17 protein-coding genes and 1 pseudogene are annotated in these 20611 nt (G+C 59.2%); 16 read left to right on the top strand and 2 right to left on the bottom strand.

Features of this window, described 5'->3' with window-relative positions; translation table 11 throughout:
• Positions 1 to 83 precede the first annotated feature (83 nt).
• The 15 genes from AC1DE4_RS21050 (at position 84) to lpxB (ending at position 15714) form a co-directional block, all read left to right on the top strand.
• On the top strand, positions 84 to 920 hold the full coding sequence (locus AC1DE4_RS21050; protein WP_025659042.1) for a cell envelope integrity EipB family protein: 837 nt from the start codon (positions 84 to 86) through the stop codon (positions 918 to 920).
• A gap of 700 nt (positions 921 to 1620) precedes the next feature.
• A complete protein-coding gene (locus AC1DE4_RS21045; RefSeq protein WP_198021134.1) occupies positions 1621 to 2331 on the top strand; it encodes a pentapeptide repeat-containing protein in 711 nt (236 codons plus the stop codon).
• Between the two features lie 251 nt (positions 2332 to 2582).
• A complete protein-coding gene (rpsB, locus tag AC1DE4_RS21040; RefSeq protein ID WP_016553822.1) occupies positions 2583 to 3350 on the top strand; it encodes a 30S ribosomal protein S2 in 768 nt (255 codons plus the stop codon).
• Between the two features lie 242 nt (positions 3351 to 3592).
• Positions 3593 to 4519 (top strand): translation elongation factor Ts, encoded by a 927-nt coding sequence (tsf, locus tag AC1DE4_RS21035; RefSeq protein WP_025659039.1) that lies wholly within the window; start codon positions 3593 to 3595, stop codon positions 4517 to 4519.
• Positions 4520 to 4612: 93 nt separating this feature from the next.
• Positions 4613 to 5335: a UMP kinase gene (pyrH, locus tag AC1DE4_RS21030; protein ID WP_018858824.1), complete on the top strand. Its 723-nt coding sequence runs from the start codon at positions 4613 to 4615 to the stop codon at positions 5333 to 5335.
• 52 nt (positions 5336 to 5387) lie between these two features.
• The gene (gene frr / locus AC1DE4_RS21025) at positions 5388 to 5948 is read left to right on the top strand and encodes a ribosome recycling factor (RefSeq protein WP_477882774.1); all 561 of its coding nucleotides are present in this window, start codon (positions 5388 to 5390) and stop codon (positions 5946 to 5948) included.
• A gap of 43 nt (positions 5949 to 5991) precedes the next feature.
• The gene (locus AC1DE4_RS21020) at positions 5992 to 6738 is read left to right on the top strand and encodes an isoprenyl transferase (protein WP_026372003.1); all 747 of its coding nucleotides are present in this window, start codon (positions 5992 to 5994) and stop codon (positions 6736 to 6738) included.
• Positions 6738 to 7571, top strand: coding sequence for a phosphatidate cytidylyltransferase (locus AC1DE4_RS21015; protein ID WP_477882772.1), 834 nt, complete (start codon positions 6738 to 6740; stop codon positions 7569 to 7571). Before AC1DE4_RS21020 ends, AC1DE4_RS21015 begins: the two co-directional genes overlap by 1 nt.
• 28 nt (positions 7572 to 7599) lie before the next feature.
• Positions 7600 to 8733, top strand: coding sequence for an RIP metalloprotease RseP (rseP, locus tag AC1DE4_RS21010; protein WP_025659036.1), 1134 nt, complete (start codon positions 7600 to 7602; stop codon positions 8731 to 8733).
• 194 nt (positions 8734 to 8927) lie between these two features.
• Positions 8928 to 11264 carry an outer membrane protein assembly factor BamA gene (bamA, locus tag AC1DE4_RS21005; protein WP_025659035.1) on the top strand — a complete coding sequence of 779 codons (2337 nt, stop codon included), beginning with the start codon at positions 8928 to 8930 and terminating at the stop codon, positions 11262 to 11264.
• Positions 11265 to 11314: 50 nt separating this feature from the next.
• Positions 11315 to 12376 (top strand): UDP-3-O-(3-hydroxymyristoyl)glucosamine N-acyltransferase, encoded by a 1062-nt coding sequence (gene lpxD, locus AC1DE4_RS21000; RefSeq protein WP_477882770.1) that lies wholly within the window; start codon positions 11315 to 11317, stop codon positions 12374 to 12376.
• Complete coding sequence (fabZ, locus tag AC1DE4_RS20995; RefSeq protein WP_018858817.1) at positions 12369 to 12836, top strand: 3-hydroxyacyl-ACP dehydratase FabZ; 468 nt, start codon at positions 12369 to 12371, stop codon at positions 12834 to 12836. The genes lpxD and fabZ overlap by 8 nt, the downstream gene beginning before the upstream one ends.
• Complete coding sequence (lpxA, locus tag AC1DE4_RS20990; RefSeq protein ID WP_477882768.1) at positions 12833 to 13651, top strand: acyl-ACP--UDP-N-acetylglucosamine O-acyltransferase; 819 nt, start codon at positions 12833 to 12835, stop codon at positions 13649 to 13651. Before fabZ ends, lpxA begins: the two co-directional genes overlap by 4 nt.
• A 3-nt stretch (positions 13652 to 13654) precedes the next feature.
• Positions 13655 to 14536 (top strand): LpxI family protein, encoded by an 882-nt coding sequence (locus AC1DE4_RS20985; RefSeq protein WP_477882766.1) that lies wholly within the window; start codon positions 13655 to 13657, stop codon positions 14534 to 14536.
• Entirely contained in the window at positions 14533 to 15714 is a 1182-nt protein-coding gene (lpxB, locus tag AC1DE4_RS20980) for a lipid-A-disaccharide synthase (protein WP_477882764.1), read from the top strand. Before AC1DE4_RS20985 ends, lpxB begins: the two co-directional genes overlap by 4 nt.
• A 29-nt stretch (positions 15715 to 15743) precedes the next feature.
• On the opposite strand, the gene gltA is transcribed toward lpxB, so the two are convergent.
• Positions 15744 to 17033: a citrate synthase gene (gene gltA, locus AC1DE4_RS20975; RefSeq protein WP_018858813.1), complete on the bottom strand. Its 1290-nt coding sequence runs from the start codon at positions 17031 to 17033 to the stop codon at positions 15744 to 15746.
• A 293-nt stretch (positions 17034 to 17326) separates the two neighbouring features.
• Here gltA and AC1DE4_RS20970 point away from each other — a divergent pair.
• A pseudogene (locus AC1DE4_RS20970) lies at positions 17327 to 19759 on the top strand (ComEC/Rec2 family competence protein).
• Here AC1DE4_RS20970 and lexA read toward each other — a convergent pair.
• Positions 19740 to 20456, bottom strand: coding sequence for a transcriptional repressor LexA (gene lexA / locus AC1DE4_RS20965; protein WP_477882762.1), 717 nt, complete (start codon positions 20454 to 20456; stop codon positions 19740 to 19742). The pseudogene AC1DE4_RS20970 and the gene lexA overlap by 20 nt on opposite strands.
• Positions 20457 to 20611 lie beyond the last annotated feature (155 nt).

The raw sequence follows: 20611 nt of genomic DNA, 5'->3' as shown, positions 1-20611 counted from the left end.
ATCTGCTTTGTGACATTTTCGAGCCTCGATTTGGCCGAAAGCGTTCTTATAACATTGCAGGCGAGTCCAACAGGAGATTGTCAATGTTCCGATCGAGTCTTGCCGCACTTCTTCTGGCGAGCGTTTCGACGACCGTCCATGCGGCCGCGCCGGTAACGAGTGCGGCGATCGCGACTGGCCTCGTTGCTCACCGGGCGGTCTACGATCTGGAATTGAAGGATGCCTCCGAGCGCTCCGGCATTTCGGGCATGTCGGGCCGCATGGTTTATGAGTTCGACGGCAATTACTGCACGGGCTTCACCACTAACTTCCGTTTCGTGACCCAGATCGATACGGGCGATGCCGTACGCGTCAGCGACCAGCAGACAAAGACCTTCGAGAACCTCAAGGACCGCCGGTTCACCTTCGACACCAAATCCTTCACCGACGACCAGCTCGACAAGGAGGTTAACGGTGCCGCGCAGGACCAGGCTGAAGGTGTCAAAGTTGCCTTAACCCAGCCGACCAGCAAGGAGTTGCAGCTGGCGGCAAGCCGGTTCCCGACGGAACATATGCTGGACGTGATCCAGAACGCCAAGGCTGGCAAGCGCCTGTTCGAGGCGCGCGTCTTTGACGGCTCGGACGATGGAGACAAGGCGTTGGTGACGACGACGGTGGTCGGAAAGCAGGTGGCGCCCGCAACCGACGAGGCCGATGCGGGCAATGCTGGCGCCTTCTCGAAGGCAGCCTTCTGGCCGGTCACGATCTCGTATTTCAACGAGAATACGAAGACGGACGCTTTGCCGGTCTACCGTATGTCGTTCAAGCTCTATGAAAATGGCATCACGCGTGATCTGACGATGGACTATGGCGATTTTGTATTGAGCGGCAGGCTTGCGAAGCTCGAACTGCTCGACAGCAAATCGGCTGCCTGCAAATAACCGGAATGTAGCAAGTGCAACAAGCAGGACATCCCTACCTGAACTCGCACTTCATGGACTTTGTCGCGGGCTGAAGGTTCGATTTCCCAGCTTGAACGGGCCTGCTCAGTCTGAAACAGGCGCCCTTTGAACAACCTCTAGAACGTCACGCGTCCGTGTGGCGCGTGAGCCCCATGTGACATCGAATTCTTGGCCCGGCGATCCCATCGCGGCGTTCGCTGCCTCCAAACTAGAGAATTCATAGAAGGCAGTGTGCTTCGAGGGATTTGTTCGGCTCCAAGCGCGCCACGCGTGGAGTGCCCCAAAAGCGCGTAATGCGTCTGGCATATGGCGATCATACCATTCGTCGAAAGGCGCTCGGTCCGCTTCGTTAGGAATATCTGCCTGCACTATTAACAGCGCTAGAGTGGACATTTTCCGTCCCTTCTCAGATCGCGCATGACAGGGCGCTCGCCGCTAAGCATATAGGAGATCCGCACGGTTCGCGACAACGCTCTGTCGCATTGCCTCCGACCTTCGACGAACGCTTGGACACGGCTTTGAGCAGCAATTTTTTATGGCATTCGCTGTCTAGTTTCGCAAATAACCGTCACGAATGCGCACGCCGACGATTGTCGCTAAGTAAACCCTCTCTATGCTAATAATTCGAAAGGCGCGTTGATTTGGGCGCTAGAGTCGGATTGGAGTGAGAATCTTGACGATGCGGCATGGTGTTTTGAGTGGTGGACTCTATGGTATTTCAACGGGACTGGTTGCGCTGACGTTGTTCGTGAGCCCTCCGGCCCTCGCTGCAGATTGCGGCAGCACGCCGGCGGCAGGAGTTAATTGGAGTGAATGCACCAAGAGGAATCTCATGTTGCAAGGGAGCGACTTCCAGGGTGCCAACCTGGGAGATGCCGATCTCAGCCTGACCAATCTCAGCCACACCAACCTGACCGGAGCGAATTTCGAGAAGGCAACACTGGTGCGGGCATGGTTTACGGGAGCGCAGGCCGGCAAGGCGAACTTCTCGAAAATCGAGGCCTATCGATCCGGCTTCGAGAACGTCTTCGCAGAAGGAGCGTCGTTCGCCGGCGCGGAACTCCAACGCTCCAATTTCAATGGTGCAAAGCTCAGTGGTGCGAATTTTGAGAAGGCCGAACTTGGCCGCGCAAGTTTTGACCGAGCCGTTCTAACGGGCGCACGGTTCTCGCTCGCCAATCTATCTCGCGCTGACCTCAGCGAGGCAACATTTGAAGGACCGGTGGCGTTCGATCGCGCCTTCATGTTTCTGACGCGGATCGAAGGGCTTGATTTGTCCGCCGCGACTGGTCTCGAGCAGGCTCAGGTCGATCTTGCCTGCGGGGATGCCAAGACCAAGTTGCCCGCCGGTCTCTCCGCGCCGACAAGCTGGCCCTGCGAGTCCGATTGACGCTTGGCGCGGTGGTGGACGCCAAGGGCCTGCCGGTCCACCCTCTCCACCCCACGCCGGCTGCCGGCTCCGAATGTCGCTTTTTTCGCAGGAAGCCTTGATTTTCTGCGGAAGGGAGGGTAAGGCCACCCGCATTCCACACGTAAGGCATGGGATGGTCCGGGAGAAATCCGGATTGTTCCGCCCGGTGGCATCCTCGAAGAGGGTGCTGTTAGCCTTGCGGAGGTTCAACCGGAAAAGGATAACAAGGCATGGCATTGCCCGATTTTTCTATGCGCCAGCTCCTCGAAGCAGGCGTCCACTTCGGCCACCAGACGCACCGCTGGAACCCGAAGATGAAGCCGTACATTTTCGGCGATCGTAACAACATCCACATCATCGACTTGGCTCAGACCGTTCCGATGCTGTCGCGCGCCCTGCAGGTTGTCTCCGACACCGTTGCTCGTGGCGGCCGCGTTCTCTTCGTCGGCACCAAGCGCCAGGCTTCCGAGCTGATCGCTGACTCGGCCAAGCGTTCCGCTCAGTACTATGTCAACTCGCGTTGGCTCGGCGGCATGATGACCAACTGGAAGACGATCTCCAACTCGATCCAGCGCCTGCGCAAGCTCGATGAAATCCTGTCTTCGGAACAGTCCGGCTACAATAAGAAAGAGCGCCTGAACCTCGAGCGCGAGCGCGAAAAGCTCGACAAGGCTCTCGGTGGTATCAAGGATATGGGCGGCACGCCGGACCTGATGTTCATCATCGACACCAACAAGGAAAAGATCGCGATCGACGAAGCCAAGCGCCTCGGCATCCCGGTTGTCGCAATCATCGACTCGAACTGCGATCCTGATCTGATCGACTATCCGATCCCGGGCAACGACGACGCCTCGCGCGCCATCGCTCTCTACTGCGACCTGATCGCACGCGCTGCCATCGACGGTATCGCTCGCCAGCAGAGCTCGTCGGGCCGCGATCTCGGCGCATCGATCGAAGCTCCGGTTGAGCCGGCGCTCGAAGGCGAAGCCGAAGCCTGATAAAAGAAGCAGTCGGGCTGGATGGCCCGTCATGCTTTCCAGAGATTGGGAAAAGGCCGCTCGCGACTTTCTAAAGTTCGGCGGCCTTGACCGTTTCAGGCGAGGGCGATCAGTCTCTCGCCATTTGAGTTTCGTATGAGGCGTCTTTCATCACGCTGTCATACATACAGGTACATTTCGTGCCTCAATCCGGTGTTGTACCGCCTTTGCGGGCCACCGTTTGAACCGACAAGAGGAAGCTTATGACCGAGATTACGGCTGCACTGGTGAAGGAACTGCGCGAGAAGTCCGGCGCAGGAATGATGGACTGCAAGAAGGCGCTGCTCGAAAACAACGGCGACATCGAAGCATCGATCGACTGGCTGCGCGCCAAGGGCATCTCCAAGGCCGACAAGAAGGCCGGCCGCGCTGCTGCTGAAGGCCTGATTGCCATTGCCGGCGCCGGTCACAAGGCTGTTGTCGTCGAGCTGAACTCGGAAACGGACTTCGTTGCCCGCAACGATGCCTTCCAGGATCTCGTTCGCGGCATCGCCAACGTTGCCCTGTCCACCGATGGCACGGTTGAAGCCATTGCTGCCGCGACATACCCGGCATCCGGCAAGCCGGTCGCCGACACCATCAAGGACGCGATCGCGACCATCGGCGAAAACATGACGCTCCGTCGCGCTGCCAAGCTCGAAGTCGAGCACGGCGTTGTTGCGACCTACATCCACAACGCTGCTGGCGACGGCATCGGCAAGCTCGGCGTGCTCGTCGCCCTGAAGTCGGAAGGTGACAAGGCCGTCCTGACCTCGATCGGCCGCCAGGTTGCCATGCACATCGCTGCGACCAACCCGCTCGCCATCCGCGCCGAAGAAGTCGACGCTGCCGTTGCCGAGCGCGAACGCAACGTCTTCATCGAGCAGGCCCGCGAATCCGGCAAGCCGGAAGCCATCATCGAAAAGATGGTCGAAGGCCGTATGCGCAAGTTCTTCGAAGAAGTTGCTCTGCTCTCGCAGGCTTTCGTCATCAACCCCGACCTGACGGTCGGCGCTGCTGTCAAGGAAGCAGAAAAGGAAGCCGGCGCCAAAATCGAAGTCGTCGGCATGGCACGCCTTCTCCTCGGCGAAGGCGTCGAGAAGGAAGAGAGCGACTTCGCTGCTGAAGTGGCCGCTGTCGCCAAGGGCTGATCGACCTATACATGTGAAAACCGAAGGGCATCGCGTGACAACGCGGTGCCCTTCGTGTATCCGGCACACAGCGGTAATATACGAGGAGCCACGATGTCGTCAGAGCCTGTCTACAAACGCGTTCTACTCAAGGCTTCCGGCGAAGCCCTCATGGGCAGCCAGGGATTTGGAATTGATGTAGCGGTCGCAGACCGCATTGCGGCTGACATAGCCGAAGCGCGGCAGATGGGTGTGGAAGTCGGCGTCGTCGTCGGCGGCGGCAACATCTTCCGCGGTGTCGCAGTTGCCTCCAAGGGTGGCGATCGCGTTACCGGCGACCACATGGGCATGCTCGCGACCGTCATCAACGCGCTGGCGCTGGCAACGTCGCTGCGCAAGCTGAACATCGACACTGTTGTGCTCTCGGCGATTGCGATGCCGGAGATCTGCGAGAGTTTCTCGCAGCGCGCGACGCTCTACCATCTGTCGCTCGGCCGCGTCGTGATCTTCGCAGGCGGCACCGGCAACCCGTTCTTCACGACGGACTCGGCAGCCGCGTTGCGCGCCGCCGAAATGGGAGCGGAAGCGATCTTCAAGGGAACGCAAGTCGATGGTATTTATTCGGCTGATCCGAAAAAAGATCCCGAGGCGACGCGCTTCGACCACCTGACGCACAAGGAAGTCCTCGACAAGGGACTGGCCGTCATGGACGTCGCGGCAGTGGCGCTTGCACGGGAGAATTCCATTCCGATCATCGTCTTCTCGATCCACGAGAAGGGTGGTTTTGCTGAAATCCTCAAGGGCGGTGGCCTCAAGACCATCGTCTCTGATAACTGATTGAGTGGGCGGCCTGCTTTGCCGCAGCTTCTACCAAGACGGGAGCAATAAAATGAGTGAAGGCATCGACATCAAGGAACTCAAGCGCCGCATGGATGGCGCGATTTCCGCGTTCAAGCACGATATCGCATCGCTGCGCACCGGCCGCGCCTCGGCCAACATTCTCGACCCTGTCATGGTCGAGGCCTATGGTTCGCGCGTGCCGCTGAACCAGGTGGCAAACGTGACCGTTCCAGAGCCGCGTATGCTTGGCATCTCCATCTGGGACAAGTCGATGGTCAACGCCGTCGATCGCGCGATCCGCGAGGCCAACCTCGGCCTCAATCCGATCATCGATGGCCAGAACCTGCGTATCCCGCTGCCGGAGCTCAACGAGGAGCGCCGCAAATCGCTGGTGAAGGTCGCCCACGACTATGCCGAGAAGAGCAAGGTTGCGATTCGCCATGTACGTCGTGACGGCATGGACGGCCTTAAGAAAGCCGAAAAAGACGGTGCGATTGGCCAGGACGAAAGCCGGGCACAATCAGATCGTGTGCAGAAGATGACCGACGAGACGATTTCTGAGGTCGACCGCTTGCTTGGCGAGAAGGAAAAGGAAATCATGCAGGTTTAAGGCGCGCTGCGGCTGCGCCTTGGCTGCAAGAACCGGACGGGAAATGTCGGAACGAACATTTTTGACTGTGCCAGAACACGTTGCCATCATCATGGACGGCAACGGCCGATGGGCAAAGCAGCGCGGGCTTCCGCGGACGATGGGGCATCGAAAGGGCGTTGACGCTGTGCGCGAGGCCGTGCGCGCAGCGGGCGACGTCGGGATCAAATATCTCACGCTCTTCGCCTTCTCGTCGGAAAACTGGCGGCGTCCGGAAACGGAGGTCTCGGATCTCCTCGGATTGCTGAAAGCCTTCATTCGTCGTGACTTGGCGGAACTGCATCGCCAGAACGTGCGCGTGAAAGTGATTGGCGACCGGCACAGCCTCAAGAGCGACATCCTCGATCTTCTCGTGGATGCGGAAGAGACCACAAAGACGAATACCGCGCTGACGCTCATCATCGCCTTCAACTATGGCTCGCGCGACGAGATCGCGCGTGCGATGGCGAGCCTTGCACGGGATGTCGAGGCAGGCCGGCTGAAGGCGCAGGATATTTCTCCGGCGCTGATCGATGCGCGGCTCGACACGGCCGGGATCCCGGATCCGGACCTGATCATCCGCACAAGCGGTGAAGAACGCCTTTCCAACTTCCTGCTCTGGCAGGCGGCCTACTCCGAGTTCATTTTCGTGCCCGAGTACTGGCCCGATTTCAGCCGGGAGATCTTCTACTCGGCATTGGAAACCTTCGCGTCGCGCGACCGTCGCTTTGGCGGACTGGTGGCACAGACGGCTGCGGCAGTGGGCACCTGATGCAGCAGGAGCTGAAGCTACGCATTATTTCGGGCGTAATCCTTGCCGTTATTGTTCTGCTCGCCACCTGGTACGGCGGCGTTGCCTTCAGCCTGCTGTCGGCAGCGATCGGACTGCTGATCTACTATGAATGGTCGACCATTACGAAGCTTGCCACGGAACAGCCGGTCGCCAATGCGATCGGTTGGATAGGGCAGGCGGCAATCGCGGTGGCCGTCGTTGCGGGGACGCTCGGATATTCCCTGTCACTACTGGTGCTGTTCTTCCTGATTGCTGTCGGCTTCGTGCTTGTGTCCGGCGTATCGCGCTGGTTTCCCACGGGGATCGTGTACGCCGGTCTTACGGGAATTGCCCTTTCGAGCATCCGCGGCTCCGATAGCGTCGGCCTTTTCGCGATGCTCTTTGTATTCGCAGTCGTGTGGTCGACCGACATTCTTGCTTATTTCGTCGGGCGCGCCATCGGTGGCCCGAAGCTGGCGCCGAAGATATCTCCCGGAAAGACATGGTCCGGCGCTATTGGCGGCGCCGTTTCCGCTGTGATCGCCGGTAGCCTGGTTGCCTATTTTGCCTTTCCGCAGAGCCTCGTGCTCGCGGCTCCGGTTGCGTTCATCCTATCGGTATGCAGTCAGAGCGGCGATCTCTTCGAATCCTTCATCAAGCGTCGCTTCGGCGTCAAGGATTCGAGCCACCTGATTCCAGGGCATGGCGGCGTCATGGACCGTGTCGACGGGCTCATTTTCGCCTGCTTTGCGGCGTTCTTGCTAGCTGGGCTTTTTTCGCTGATAAAGGGCGGCGAAATAACGTCGCTCGGTGCAGCCCTGTTCGGCGTATAATGTCTGCAAAGGCTGGCGGAAAAATCAGATGCTTGGCTTGACCGGTATATTGGCATTCCTGACGGGCTATATCGTGCCCTTTGTCCTCGTCCTGTCATTGCTCGTTTTCGTGCATGAAATGGGCCACTATCTGGTGGGGCGATGGAGCGGCATCCGCATATTGGCGTTCTCGATCGGCTTTGGTCCGGAATTGCTCGGCTTCACCGACAAGCATGGAACCCGCTGGAAGCTCTCACTGATACCGCTGGGCGGCTATGTCCGCTTCTTCGGCGACGAGGATGTATCGAGCAGGCCCGATGACGACAAGCTCGCGTCAATGTCGGAAGAGGATCGTGCGCGGTCCTTCGCCGGCGCGAAGCTGTGGAAGCGTGCCGCAACGGTTGCTGCTGGCCCGATAGCGAATTTCATCCTGGCGATTGCGATTTTTGCGGTTCTCTTCTCGATCTACGGTCGATCGGTTGCTGATCCTGTGGTTGCGGAAGTCAAGCCGGGCAGCGTTGCAGCCGAAGCGGGCGTCGTGCCTGGCGACCTTCTGATCGCCATCGATGGAACGAGAGTCGAGACTTTTGACGACGTCCGGCGCTACGTCAGCATTCGGCCCGAGCAGCAAATTGTCGTGACGATCGAGCGCAACGGCCAGAAGCTGGATGTGCCGATGGTGCCGGCGCGAACCGATATGACCGACCAGTTCGGCAACAAGATCGAAATCGGCCTGATCGGCATCGTCACCAACCAGGAGGTCGGCCACTTCCGGGTACAGACCTACTCGCCGCTGGAGGCGGTCAAGGAAGGCGCGATCCAGACCTGGCACATCGTAACTGGCACCTTCAAGTATATTGGTAACCTGATCTCCGGTTATATGAAGCCAGACCAGCTTGGCGGACCGATCCGCGTGGCTCAGGCTTCCGGTCAGATGGCGACGTTGGGCGTTGCAGCTTTGCTTCAGCTTGCCGCTGTCTTGTCTGTTTCCATCGGATTACTGAACTTGATGCCGGTTCCGGTACTTGATGGCGGACATTTGATGTTCTATGCGATTGAAGCGGTGAGGGGAAAACCGTTGGGTTCGTCTGCGCAGGACATTGCGTTTCGCATTGGCTTGGCGATGGTTTTGAGCTTGATGGTTTTTGCCACCTGGAACGATATAAGCGCTTTGATTGGTTGATTGCTCGACGAGGGAAATTACCATTTATTTACGATGTTTCAAAGCTGTAGTGGCGAATGCGTCACGCTTTGAAATGAAGTAAACAGAAATTAACTTGCTCCCTTGCTTGTAAGACAAAAGCGGGTAAAACGACACACGTGACCGGAATCGGGGGACGCCTGGGGCCGGGGACGAGAAAAAAGGTAATGGGTGAAATGAAGGCTGGTTCAAGATTTTTGAACGCAGTATCGGCGGTTGCGCTGTCTGCAGGTATTGTTGCTTCGGGAGCAGGTGCAGCGGTTTTCGTCTCCGCTACGACGGCAGAAGCTGCAGTGATTCAGCGCATCGATGTGCGCGGCGCCAGCCGTGTCGGCGCTGAGGCCGTTCGCTCGAACCTCACAATCCAGCCTGGCCAGAGCTTCTCCAACACCGACATCGATGACTCGGTAAAGCAGCTTTACGACACGGGCTATTTCTCCGACGTCAAGATTTCCGTTTCCGGCGGCACGCTGGTCGTGACGGTCCAGGAAGCGCAGCTCATCAACCAGGTCGTCTTCAACGGCAACCGGAAGATCAAGGACGACAAGCTTGCTGCGATCGTGAAGACGCACGCGGCCGGACCTTTTAACGACGCGCAGATCCAGGCGGACATTCAGTCGATCAAGGACGCGTATGCGGCAACCGGTCGCAGCGAGGTCCAGGTGACCACGCAGGTCGTGCCGCTCGGCGAAGGTCGCGTCAATCTGGCTTTCGTCATTGACGAAGGTGATCGCACCAAGATCGGCGCCATCAATTTCGTTGGCAACAATGCCTATAGCTCCGGCCGTCTCGCTTCGGTCATCAACACGAAGCGCTCCAACTTCCTGTCGTTCCTGACCCGCAAGGACGTCTACAGCGAAGACAAGCTTCGCGCTGACGAAGAGGCGCTGCGTCAGTTCTATTACAATCGCGGCTTTGCCGACTTCCGTATCATCTCGTCGGACGCGACCTTCGACGAGGCGACCAACAAGTACACGTTGACCTTCAATATCGAAGAAGGCCCGCGCTACAATTTCGGCGCCGTAACCGTGCAGTCGACGGTTCCCGGAGTTGATGCCACGCAGTTGCAGGGGCTCGTCCGCACTCGCGAGGGCCAGGTCTACAGCGCCAAGGAAGTCCAGAAGTCGATGGAAGCGATCTCTGACCAGGTCGCCTCCGCTGGATATCCTTTTGCGCGCGTAACGCCGCGTGGCAATCGTGACCTGGCGAACAACACGATCGGCGTCGAATACCTCGTTGACCAGGGCGAGCGCGCCTATGTCGAGCGTATCGAAATCCGCGGCAACAGCCGCACGCGCGACTTTGTCATTCGTCGCGAGTTCGACATGAGCGAAGGGGACGCCTTCAATCAGCAGATGATCACGAGGGCAAAGCGCCGTCTCGAAGCTCTCGGCTACTTCTCGTCGGTCAACATCTCGACGCAGCCGGGCAGCTCTCCGGACCGCGTTGTCGTTGTGGTCGATGTGCAGGACCAGTCGACGGGTTCGTTCGGTATCGGCGCGGGCTATGCGGCCGGCGGCGACGGCCTGCTCCTTGAAGCCTCGGTCGAGGAGAAGAACTTCTTGGGTCGCGGTCAGTATATCAAGATCAGCGCTGGTGGTGGTCAGGAAGGTTCTCGTACCTATGGCCTGAACTTCACTGAGCCTTACTTCCTCGGTTACCGTTTGGCTGTCGGTTTCGACCTCAATCACAGCGAGACGTCGAGCAACGATAACTACGACTACGAAGAAAACAGCGGTGTTCTTCGTGCCACGGCGCCGATCACGGAAGATCTGGCGACGACGTTCCGCTACAACTACAAGCAGATGAAGTACGATCCCTCGGGTTCGCTGAGCGATCTGTCTGCGCCGTATCAGAACCTTGTTGAGAATAGCCCATGGGTAAAGTCGTCTGTTTCGCAGACGCTGACCTACAACACGCTTGACGACATGACGCTGCCGCGCGAAGGCATCTACGCAAGCGTTACGCAGGAAATTGCTGGTATCGGCGGTGACTCGCAGTTCTATAAGATCTACGGCAAGGCGCGGTATTTCCATCTGCTGGCCGATGATGCTGACATTATCGGCTCGGTTACGGGTTCGGCGGGTTATGTTGTAGGCTTTGACAAGAGCCTGAACGTCTTTGACCAGTTCACGCTGACCAACGGCGATATCAGAGGCTTCGAAAACAAGGGCATCGGCCCGCGCATTGCCGGGGCAAACGACGATCCGCTCGGCGGTACGACCTATTTCACGGTCTCGGCTGAAGCGACGTTCCCGCTCCCGTTGGTTCCGCGCGACTTTGGCCTGCGTGGCGCCTTGTTCGCCGACGCTGGCACGCTGTTCGGCAATGATGTCGACCCGCTCGGTGATACTGTGAACGGCGAAGATGCGTCACTCCGTGCGTCCGTCGGCGTTGGTCTTATGTGGGCGTCGCCATTCGGTACGCTGCGCGTCGACTACGCTATTCCGGTCGCCAAGGAAGACTTCGACAAGACGCAGCACTTCAAGTTTGGCATAAACAACCAATTCTGATATCGGCAGTCCGGAACCGTAAAACCGAATTCCGTTCTGGAGATTTGCCGATGGAGCATAATAGCTTTTTTCTGCCCCATGATGGCGTGAAACTCTCGGAGTTGGCGCAGTATCTTGGGGCAGAGCTTGCTGACCCCAAAAATGCAGATGTCGTGATCCGTTCCGTTTCCCCCGTAAGTCGGGCGAAGGCGGGCGATCTCTGTTACATCATCTCGAAGCGGAGCAAGGACGAGCTTGCGACATGCGCAGCGTCTGCAGTGCTTTGCAGCGCGGGGCTGCGCTCGCTGGTGCCGGATCATCTGCCTGTTCTGATTTCGAAGAATGCCCATGCGGCCTTTGCGATGGCGGGTGGATTCCTCTACCCGAAGGCGCTGCGGCCAGAAGCCCTTTTTTCCGAAGCCCCTGGTATTTCGGATCGCGCGGTTGTTGATCCTACGGCCCGTCTCGAAGGGAAGGTTTCGATCGAGCCGATGGCGGTGGTCGGTGCGCACGCTGAAATCGGCGAGGGCACACATATTGGCGCCGGCGCTATCATTGGCCCCAACGTCAAGATCGGCCGCAATTGTACGATCGCGGCTGGCGCAAGCGTGCTCTGCGCACTCATTGGCAACAGCGTCATCATTCACAATGGTGCACGGATCGGCCAGGATGGTTTCGGCTACGCTCCGGGTCCACGCGGGATGATCAAAATCGTTCAGATCGGCCGGGTGATCATCCAGGATCATGTCGAGATTGGCGCGAATACAACGATTGATCGTGGTACGATGGATGATACGGTCGTCGGCGAGGGCACGAAGATCGACAATCAGGTCCAGATCGGCCACAACGTCCGCATCGGGCGTCACTGTGCCATCGTTTCGCAGGTCGGCATTGCGGGCAGCACGGTGCTTGGCGACGGCGTGCAGATCGGCGGTCAGGCAGGACTGAACGGACATATCAAGATTGGCGACGGGGTGCAGATCGCTGCAAAGAGCGGCGTGATCGGAGACATCCCCGCTGGTGAGCGCTACGGCGGTGTGCCGGCCCGCCCCATCAACGATTTTCTACGGGAGACGGCCGCGATTTTGGCGCGATCAACCGGCGGCAAGAAAACGGGAGAAAAGAATGACTGAGGAAGCAAAGACTTCGCTCTCTTCGGCAGATATCATCGAGATCATGAAGCTGCTGCCACACCGGTATCCGTTCTTGCTCGTAGACCGGATTATCGAGATCGATGGCGACGAATCCGCGGTCGGTATCAAGAACGTGACTGCAAACGAACCGCATTTCACCGGTCACTTTCCGGAATCGCCAATTATGCCGGGAGTTCTGCTCATCGAGGGGATGGCGCAGACGGCCGGCGCGATCTGCGCCAAGAAGCAGGGCGAAACCGGCAATCTCGTCTACTTCATGACGATCGATAACGCGCGTTTCCGCAAGCCGGTCGTTCCCGGCGATCGCGTCGAATACCACGTGAAGAAACAGAAACAGCGCGGTAATATCTGGAAGTTCCATTGCGATGCTAAGGTTGATGGAGCGCTCGTCGCCGAAGCCGACATCGGGGCGATGATCGTTCGCAAGGATCAGGCATGAGCACGATAGCAGCCAGCGCCAGCATTCACGCCATGGCGGTCGTCGAAGATGGCGCCGTGATTGGCGAGAACGTGAAGATCGGCCCTTTCTGCCATGTCGGGTCGAAGGTCGTGCTGGGTGATAACGTGGAGTTGCTGGCGCATTCGGTCGTATCCGGCAGGACGACGCTCGGTAAGGGGTGCCGCGTTTTCCCGATGGCCGTGATCGGCGGCGATCCGCAGAGCGTCCATCACGGCGGCGAAGAAACGACCTTGACGGTCGGCGACAACTGCACGTTCCGCGAGGGCGTCACGGTGAACACGGGTACCGCCGATTTTGGTGGCCAGACGATTGTCGGCGACAACAACCTTTTCCTGGCGAATTCGCATATCGCCCATGACTGCCGGGTAGGAAACAACGTCATCATGTCCAACAACGTGATGCTCGCCGGCCATGTGACGATTGAGGACCGTGTCATTCTTGGTGGTGGCTGTGCCGTGCACCAATTCACGCGTGTCGGTCGCCAGGCGTTCGTCGGCGGTCTCTCTGCGGTCAGCTATGACGTCATTCCCTATGGCATGCTGAACGGCAATCCGGGCCTTCTGAGTGGACTGAACGTCGTTGGCATGACTCGCGCCGGTGTTGACCGGGCGACGATTCATGCCGTGCGGCGCGCCTACAAGGCGATCTTCGAAGGCGCCGGTTCGATCCGTGCCAACGCCGCCGCGATCCGGGATGAATACGCCGATTGCGAGCAGGTCCTTCAGATCCTCAACTTCATCGCAGCCGATAGCGATCGCGCTCTTTCCTCTCCGACCAGGGGACAGAAAGGGTGATGCTTGGCTCTCGCGGGTGACATGGCAAAAGGCCGCTTGGCCATCATCGCAGGTAGCGGGCTTCTGCCGTCCTATGTCGCCACCGCGGCGCGGCAAGCAGGTGAAAATCCCTTTATTATCGCTCTGAAGGACGAGGCCGATCGCTCTTGGGAAGGCTTTGACCATGCGGTTATCGGGGTCGGAGATTTTGCCGCTCTCAGTCGGATATTCGAAGGCAACGGCATCGACCGCGTCGTGATGTCAGGTGGTGTACGCCGGCGTCCGGAATGGCGCGAAGTGCGGCCGACGCTGAGGACCCTCGTGAAATTACCGTCGACAATCCGGACGCTGCTCGCTGGTGGCGACGATACCGTGTTGCGGATGGTCATCACGCTGATCGAAGAGAATGGGCGCCGGGTCGTCGGCGCGCACGAGATCGCACCGGATCTGCTGGCATCGGTCGGTCCGCTGGGCGCTGTGCGACCAAGCCCCGATGATGCGAAGGACATCGCGCGAGCCGCAGAAGCAGCGGATGCGCTCGGCAGGCTGGACGTCGGCCAAGGGTCGGTGTCGGTCGGTGGTCGCATTGTCGCGCTCGAAGGCGTGGAAGGCACGGACAGCATGCTGGGGCGTGTCACCGAGCTGCGGTCGGCGGGGCGAATTTCTCAGCGCCGCCGCGGCGTGCTGGTGAAACTGTGCAAACCGCAGCAGGATATCCGCGCGGACCTGCCATCGATCGGCATTTCGACGATCGAGAACGTGCAGAGAGCAGGACTTGCCGGAGTGGCTGTGGAGGCAGGCCGCTCGCTCATCCTGGAGCGCGACGCCGTCATCAAGGCTGCCGATGAAGCCGGTATCTTTGTATGCGGACTGGATAGGGGATTGTCATCCTGGGGGCTGGCGTGAGCGAAGCTTCACTGAGAGTTGCCATTGTTGTTGGAGAGGTTTCGGGCGACCTCCTGGGTGCCGACCTGATCGCCGCTCTGAAACGAAAGTTTCCTGGCGACGTGGAACTCATCGGCGTTGGCGGCGAGGGGCTGGAGGCGCAGGGTCTGCGCTCGCTTTTCGATTTCGCCGACCTTCAGGTCATGGGCATCACCCAGGTGCTTTCGAAGCTGCCGCGGCTCGTTCGGCGTATCGGTGAGACGGCGTCGGCCATCATCGCCGCAAAGCCTGATGTGCTTATTATCGTCGACAGTCCCGACTTCACGCACAGAGTCGCAAAGCGTGTTCGCACGGCGCTGCCCAGCTTGCCTGTCGTCAACTACGTTTGCCCCAGCGTATGGGCGTGGAAGGAATACCGGGCGCAGCGCATGCTCGCCTATGTCGACCATGTGCTCGCTGTGTTGCCATTCGAACCGGACGTGATGCGCAAGCTGGGCGGGCCGCCGACAACTTATGTCGGCCACCGCTTGACAGCCGATCCCAACCTGTTGGATGCACGACGCCAGCGCGCGCAGACGAAGCCGCGAAACCAGGCCGACCGCAAGACAGTCATGCTTCTCCCGGGTTCGCGCTCGTCGGAGATCGCCAAGCTGCTGCCACACTTTGGCGATGCCATTAGCGAGTTGGTAGCGCGCAACGGCGAGATGCGTTTCATCTTGCCGACGATGCCACGCCGTGAAGCCATGATCCGTGAGCTCGTCAAGGATTGGACGGCCAAGCCGGAGATCGTGACGGGAGCCGAGGCGAAGTGGCGAGCATTCACGGAGGCCGATGCCGCCATGGCTGCCTCCGGCACTGTCGTGCTTGAGCTGGCTTTGACGGGCGTTCCCTGTGTTTCGGCGTACAAGACGGACTGGATCATCAGGCTCATGACCAGCAAGATCAAAACGTGGAGTGCTGCGCTTCCGAACTTGATCGCCGATTACGCTGTTGTGCCCGAGTATATCAACGACGTGGTCCGAGGCGGCAGCTTCGCTCGCTGGATGGAGAAGCTTTCAGCGGATACCCTGCCACGGCAGGCAATGATGCAGGGCTTCGACGTTCTCTGGCAGAGAATGCAGACCGAGAAGCCGCCGGGAGAACATGCGGCAGAGATTGTTCTCGACGTTCTCCAAAAGAAAAAGCCCGGTCGTTTCTGACCGGGCTTTTTGCTGTCTGTGATCGCCGATTAGCGTTTGGAAACCGGCACGTAGTCGCGCTCCGGTTCGCCGACATAAAGCTGGCGCGGGCGACCGATACGCTGCTCTGGATCTTCGATCATCTCGTTCCACTGGGCAATCCAGCCGACCGTACGGGCCAGGGCAAACAGCACGGTGAACATGGTCGTGGGGAAGCCCAGGGCCTTCAGCGTGATGCCGGAGTAGAAGTCGATGTTCGGATAGAGCTTCTTCTCGATGAAGTATTCATCGGTCAGGGCGATGCGCTCGAGTTCCATCGCAACTTCGAGCAACGGATCGTCCTTGACGCCGAGTTCGCCGAGAACCTCATGCGTCGTCTTCTGCATGATCTTGGCGCGCGGATCGTAGTTCTTGTAGACGCGGTGACCGAAGCCCATCAGGCGGAACGGATCGTTCTTGTCCTTGGCGCGGGCGATGTATTCCGGAATGCGGTCAACAGTGCCGATCTCAGTCAGCATGTTCAGCGCTGCTTCGTTGGCGCCGCCATGTGCCGGGCCCCAGAGGCATGCAATGCCGGCTGCGATGCAGGCAAACGGGTTTGCACCCGACGAGCCGGCGAGGCGGACGGTCGAGGTCGACGCGTTCTGCTCGTGGTCGGCGTGCAGGATGAAGATGCGGTCCATGGCGCGGGCCAGAACCGGATTGACCACATATTCCTCGCAAGGAACTGCAAAGCACATGCGCAGGAAGTTCGACGCGTAGTCGAGATCGTTCTTCGGGTAAACGAAGGGCTGGCCGATGTGATACTTGTAGGCCATGGCGGCCAGCGTTGGCATCTTGGCGATCATACGCAGGCTTGCGACCATGCGCTGATGCGGATCGGTGATGTCGGTGGAGTCGTGGTAGAACGCCGACAGCGCGCCGACGCAACCGCACATGACAGCCATCGGATGTGCATCGCGGCGGAAGCCCGTGAAGAACCGGCTCATCTGCTCATGCACCATCGTGTGATGCGTCACGCGATAGTCGAAGTCCTTCTTCTGGGCTGCGGTCGGCAGTTCTCCGTAGAGAAGCAGATAGCAGACTTCGAGGAAGTCGCCGTGCTCGGCGAGCTGCTCGATCGGATAGCCGCGATGCAGCAGTACGCCGGCGTCACCGTCGATATAGGTGATTTTCGATTCACAGGACGCGGTCGAGGTGAAACCAGGATCGTACGTGAAGGAGGCCGTGTTCTTGTACAGGGCGCCGATATCGATGACGTCAGGACCGATCGTGCCGCTCTTGACGGCGAGATCGACTGATTTGTCACCGATTTTCAGTGTTGCGCTTTGTTCCGTCATTATGATCCTCCAAACTGGCGGTTGGCGCCATAAAAGCGCCATAGGGTTAAGCGTCGTCGATGATTGCTATATGATCGCGCGCCTAATGCCAAGTTACCGTGACGCCATTTTGTGCATCGCAGTATCAACTTTTGGGCACTTCTGCGATGACCCCTGCGCATAGCAGAAGCTGATGATTATCCTTAGCTTTTCCGGCTTCCGATTTTCCTTCAGATTTTCAATCGATTATTCTTGCTTGGAAGCCCGTGAGCTTTCATTCTGGTTGTAGGGGCGGCTGTTTTTGGGCGCAATGCATGCCGGGGTTGAGGCCATTGGAGGTGAGGAAAGCCACACCCGGCGCGGACGCGTTTGGGCGCGCGGCACAGCCTTCTTTCCTCGTGCCACGAGTTCCTGCGGAACCACCGCTAACTTTCCGGACGCAATCCTTCGTGCCGTGGCCGACACGGATAAGGACTGCGTCGGATCGTTGTACATTGTGGCTTCGGCTCGCCGTGGCAACGGAGATAGAGCATGGGGGTTCTTCCTGGTTTCGCCCGTCTTCGCTGGGGCGGGCGCGATCCTCTGGTTCGTGCTTGGAAGTGCCCCGGCCGAGCTCCGGATGGTGGCGTGGTTCGCGGCATTCGCCGTTGTCGCGCTGATGGCGGGCCCGGGGCGCAGGCTCATTCGAAATCTCGCATTGGCGGGGTTGCTCTGCGTAACGGGGATGTTCGCGGCCCAGTTCGAGACGTGGAGCAAGGCGACCATCATATTGGACAGCGGTGACGACGACGATCATCGGCCGTGTCGAGCGCCGGGAAGGAGATGGCCGTGGCCGGTGGCGTTACATCGTCTCCGTCTCATCGACGCAATCGCCCGAGATAAAGCGGCCACCTGAGCGCGTTTCCATGGTCGCGCGAGGGCAGGCGGAACCTTTCGCCATCGGTGAGTGGGTGACGGGCCGGGCGCGATTGACGCCGCCGGCTGGGCCAGCACTGCCCGGCTCAATGATTTTGCCTTCAGCGCCTATTTCGATGGCATCGGCGCGAATGGCTTCTTCTATGGCGCGCCAAGCGCTTCATCGCCTGTAACCACCGATCAGGGGTCCGTTTGGGACAGCGCTGTGAACTGGTTGGACGTGCTTCGAAGCGGAATAGGGGACCGTATCCGCGAAATCCTGCAGGGCGACACCGGCGCCTTCGCCGCTTCTCTTGTCACCGATGAGCGACGTGCGATCTCGCAGGAATCGACCGAGGCTCTGCGGCAGGCGGGGCTGGCTTCATATCGTGGCAATCTCCGGCCTCAACATGGCGCTGTCTGCCGGCATCTTCTTCGTCGGCCTGCGCCAGTTGCTGAGCCTGTTTCCATCGTGCAGGCATACCCGACCAAGAAGATTGCCGCTGCCGGAGCGCTCGTGGCGCTGACGACCTACTACATGATCTCGGGCTTCGCGGTATCGGCGGAGCGTGCATTCATCATGATGGCGATCATGCTCGCCGCGGTGTTCTTCGATCGCCCGTCGATAAGCTTGCGCGACATTGCCTTGTCCGCGTGGGTGATCCTACTCCTGTCACCATCCGAGGCCCGGGGCCCGAGCTTCCAGATGTCGTTTGCGGAGACGCTTGCCCTCGTCCCGGGTTACGCGATCTGGTCAAGAAGGCCGCCGCGCGAACATCCCTTGCTGCAGGTCGCCGCAGTAAAGCCCGTCGTTTTCATCATACGCTTCTTTGGTGGCATCCTGCTGACCTCGATGATCGGCGGCTACTCGACCGCGCTTTTCGCCGTCGAGCACTTCCACCGGCTCAGCGCTTATGGTCTGCCGGCAAATCTCATGGCCATGCCGGTGATCTCTTTCGTGGTGATGCCGATGGGCATGTTCGCTATGCTGCTGACACCGTTTGGCCTCGACGTCATTCCGTGGAAAATTGCCGGTTTCGGGCTCGACATCGTGATCGCCATTGCCCAGATGGTCTCGGCCTGGGGCGGCAATATCGATATCGGCAGATTGCCGGGTTGGTAATTTCCTGTGGCGGTTGCAGGGTTCCTCTTACTTGCCCTTCTGCGCACCAAGATCCGCTACCTCGGCGCGGGTATTGCGGCGCTGGCAACAGTGCTTGTTGCGGCTGCGCCGAGCGAACCGCCGCCCGACATCGTCATTGCTGAAGACGGCAATCTCGTCGCGATTGTGAGAGGACAAGTCCTTGCACCGAACCGGCCGCATCCGCCTGACTTCATTTTCGACCAATGGCGCCGCGGAGCTAGATCAACCACCGCAATTGTTGGAGGGTGTCAACGCTATCAGGCGGCGGGACAGTCAAGGCAGATCGGAAAGGTTATCTGCCGTGGAATTGCGCAATGCCCGCGATGCGTTACGTCAGGCTGCGACGAGCACTGAGAACCGATTTGTATGCCTGAAAGGCGCCTGGTGCACAGCCACGCACGATAGCGGCTACGTCGTGACGATCGTCGAAAATCCCGCTTACTTCGGCGCTGCCGGCGATACGGCCGATATCGTCGTGACACCCGCTCGCCTCCGCACGACGGGGTGCCGGTCAGGCGCACTTTTGTTCACCGGCGAAACCTTGCGTCGCTTTGGTGCCGCTGAGGTAAGGATCGACGATCAAGGTAGCCCGGTCGTCACGACGGACTATACGAGGCTCGACCGCCCTTGGATCCGCCATCGGGCGTATAATTGGCGAAGCGGCACCTTTGACGGCGAGCCGCTTGCCTTCAATGATAGCGGCGAATGAGGCCGACAAGCTTGCCCTGGACCTTGACACGGTCAGGCCCGAAAATGCGCGTCTCGTAAGCCGGGTTCGCCGCCTCAAGTGCAATGGAGGCGCCTTTCCGGCGGAAGCGCTTGAGCGTCGCTTCCTCATCATCGACAAGCGCAACAACGATGTCGCCGGCATTGGCGGTGCTGCCGTTGCGGATGATTACCGTGTCGCCATCAAAGATGCCGGCCTCGATCATCGAGTCGCCCTTGACCTCAAGCGCATAGTGCTCGCCTGGGCCAAGCATGTCCGCCGGAATCGTGATGTCATGGGTATTGTTCTGAATTGCCGAAATCGGTACGCCGGCAGCAATCCGTCCCATGACCGGTACAGAGGCAGAACCGCCGTTGTCACCCTGCGGCGCTGGCTTCGGCGCCACAACTGGCTGTGGTTTGCCGAGGCTGCCTTCGATAACGCTCGGCGAAAAACCGCGGCGGGGCTGCAGGCTCGGGTTATATGCCTCGGGCAGTTTGATGACTTCCAGAGCGCGGGCTCGATTCGGCAGTCGGCGAATGAAGCCCCGTTCCTCCAGCGCGGTAATCAGGCGGTGGATGCCTGACTTCGACGCGAGGTCCAAGGCATCCTTCATTTCATCAAAAGAAGGGGGGACACCGGACTCCTTCATTCGCTCGTGAATGAAGAGAAGAAGCTCCTGTTGCTTGCGCGTCAGCATCGAAGTTGAACCCCAGAGTCGTGAAACAAAGCCAGAACAGACACTATATGTTCCATATGTGTTCCGCAAGTACCTAAATTTTCGTAAAACTTGCCTGCAACTTGGTGAGTTTTTGCGTCTCATTTGACCGAAAGCGTAGAAGGGGGTTGCATTGT

This window comes from Rhizobium sp. 10N414, assembly GCF_056394785.1.
This window is presented reverse-complemented; position numbering and strand designations above follow the sequence as displayed.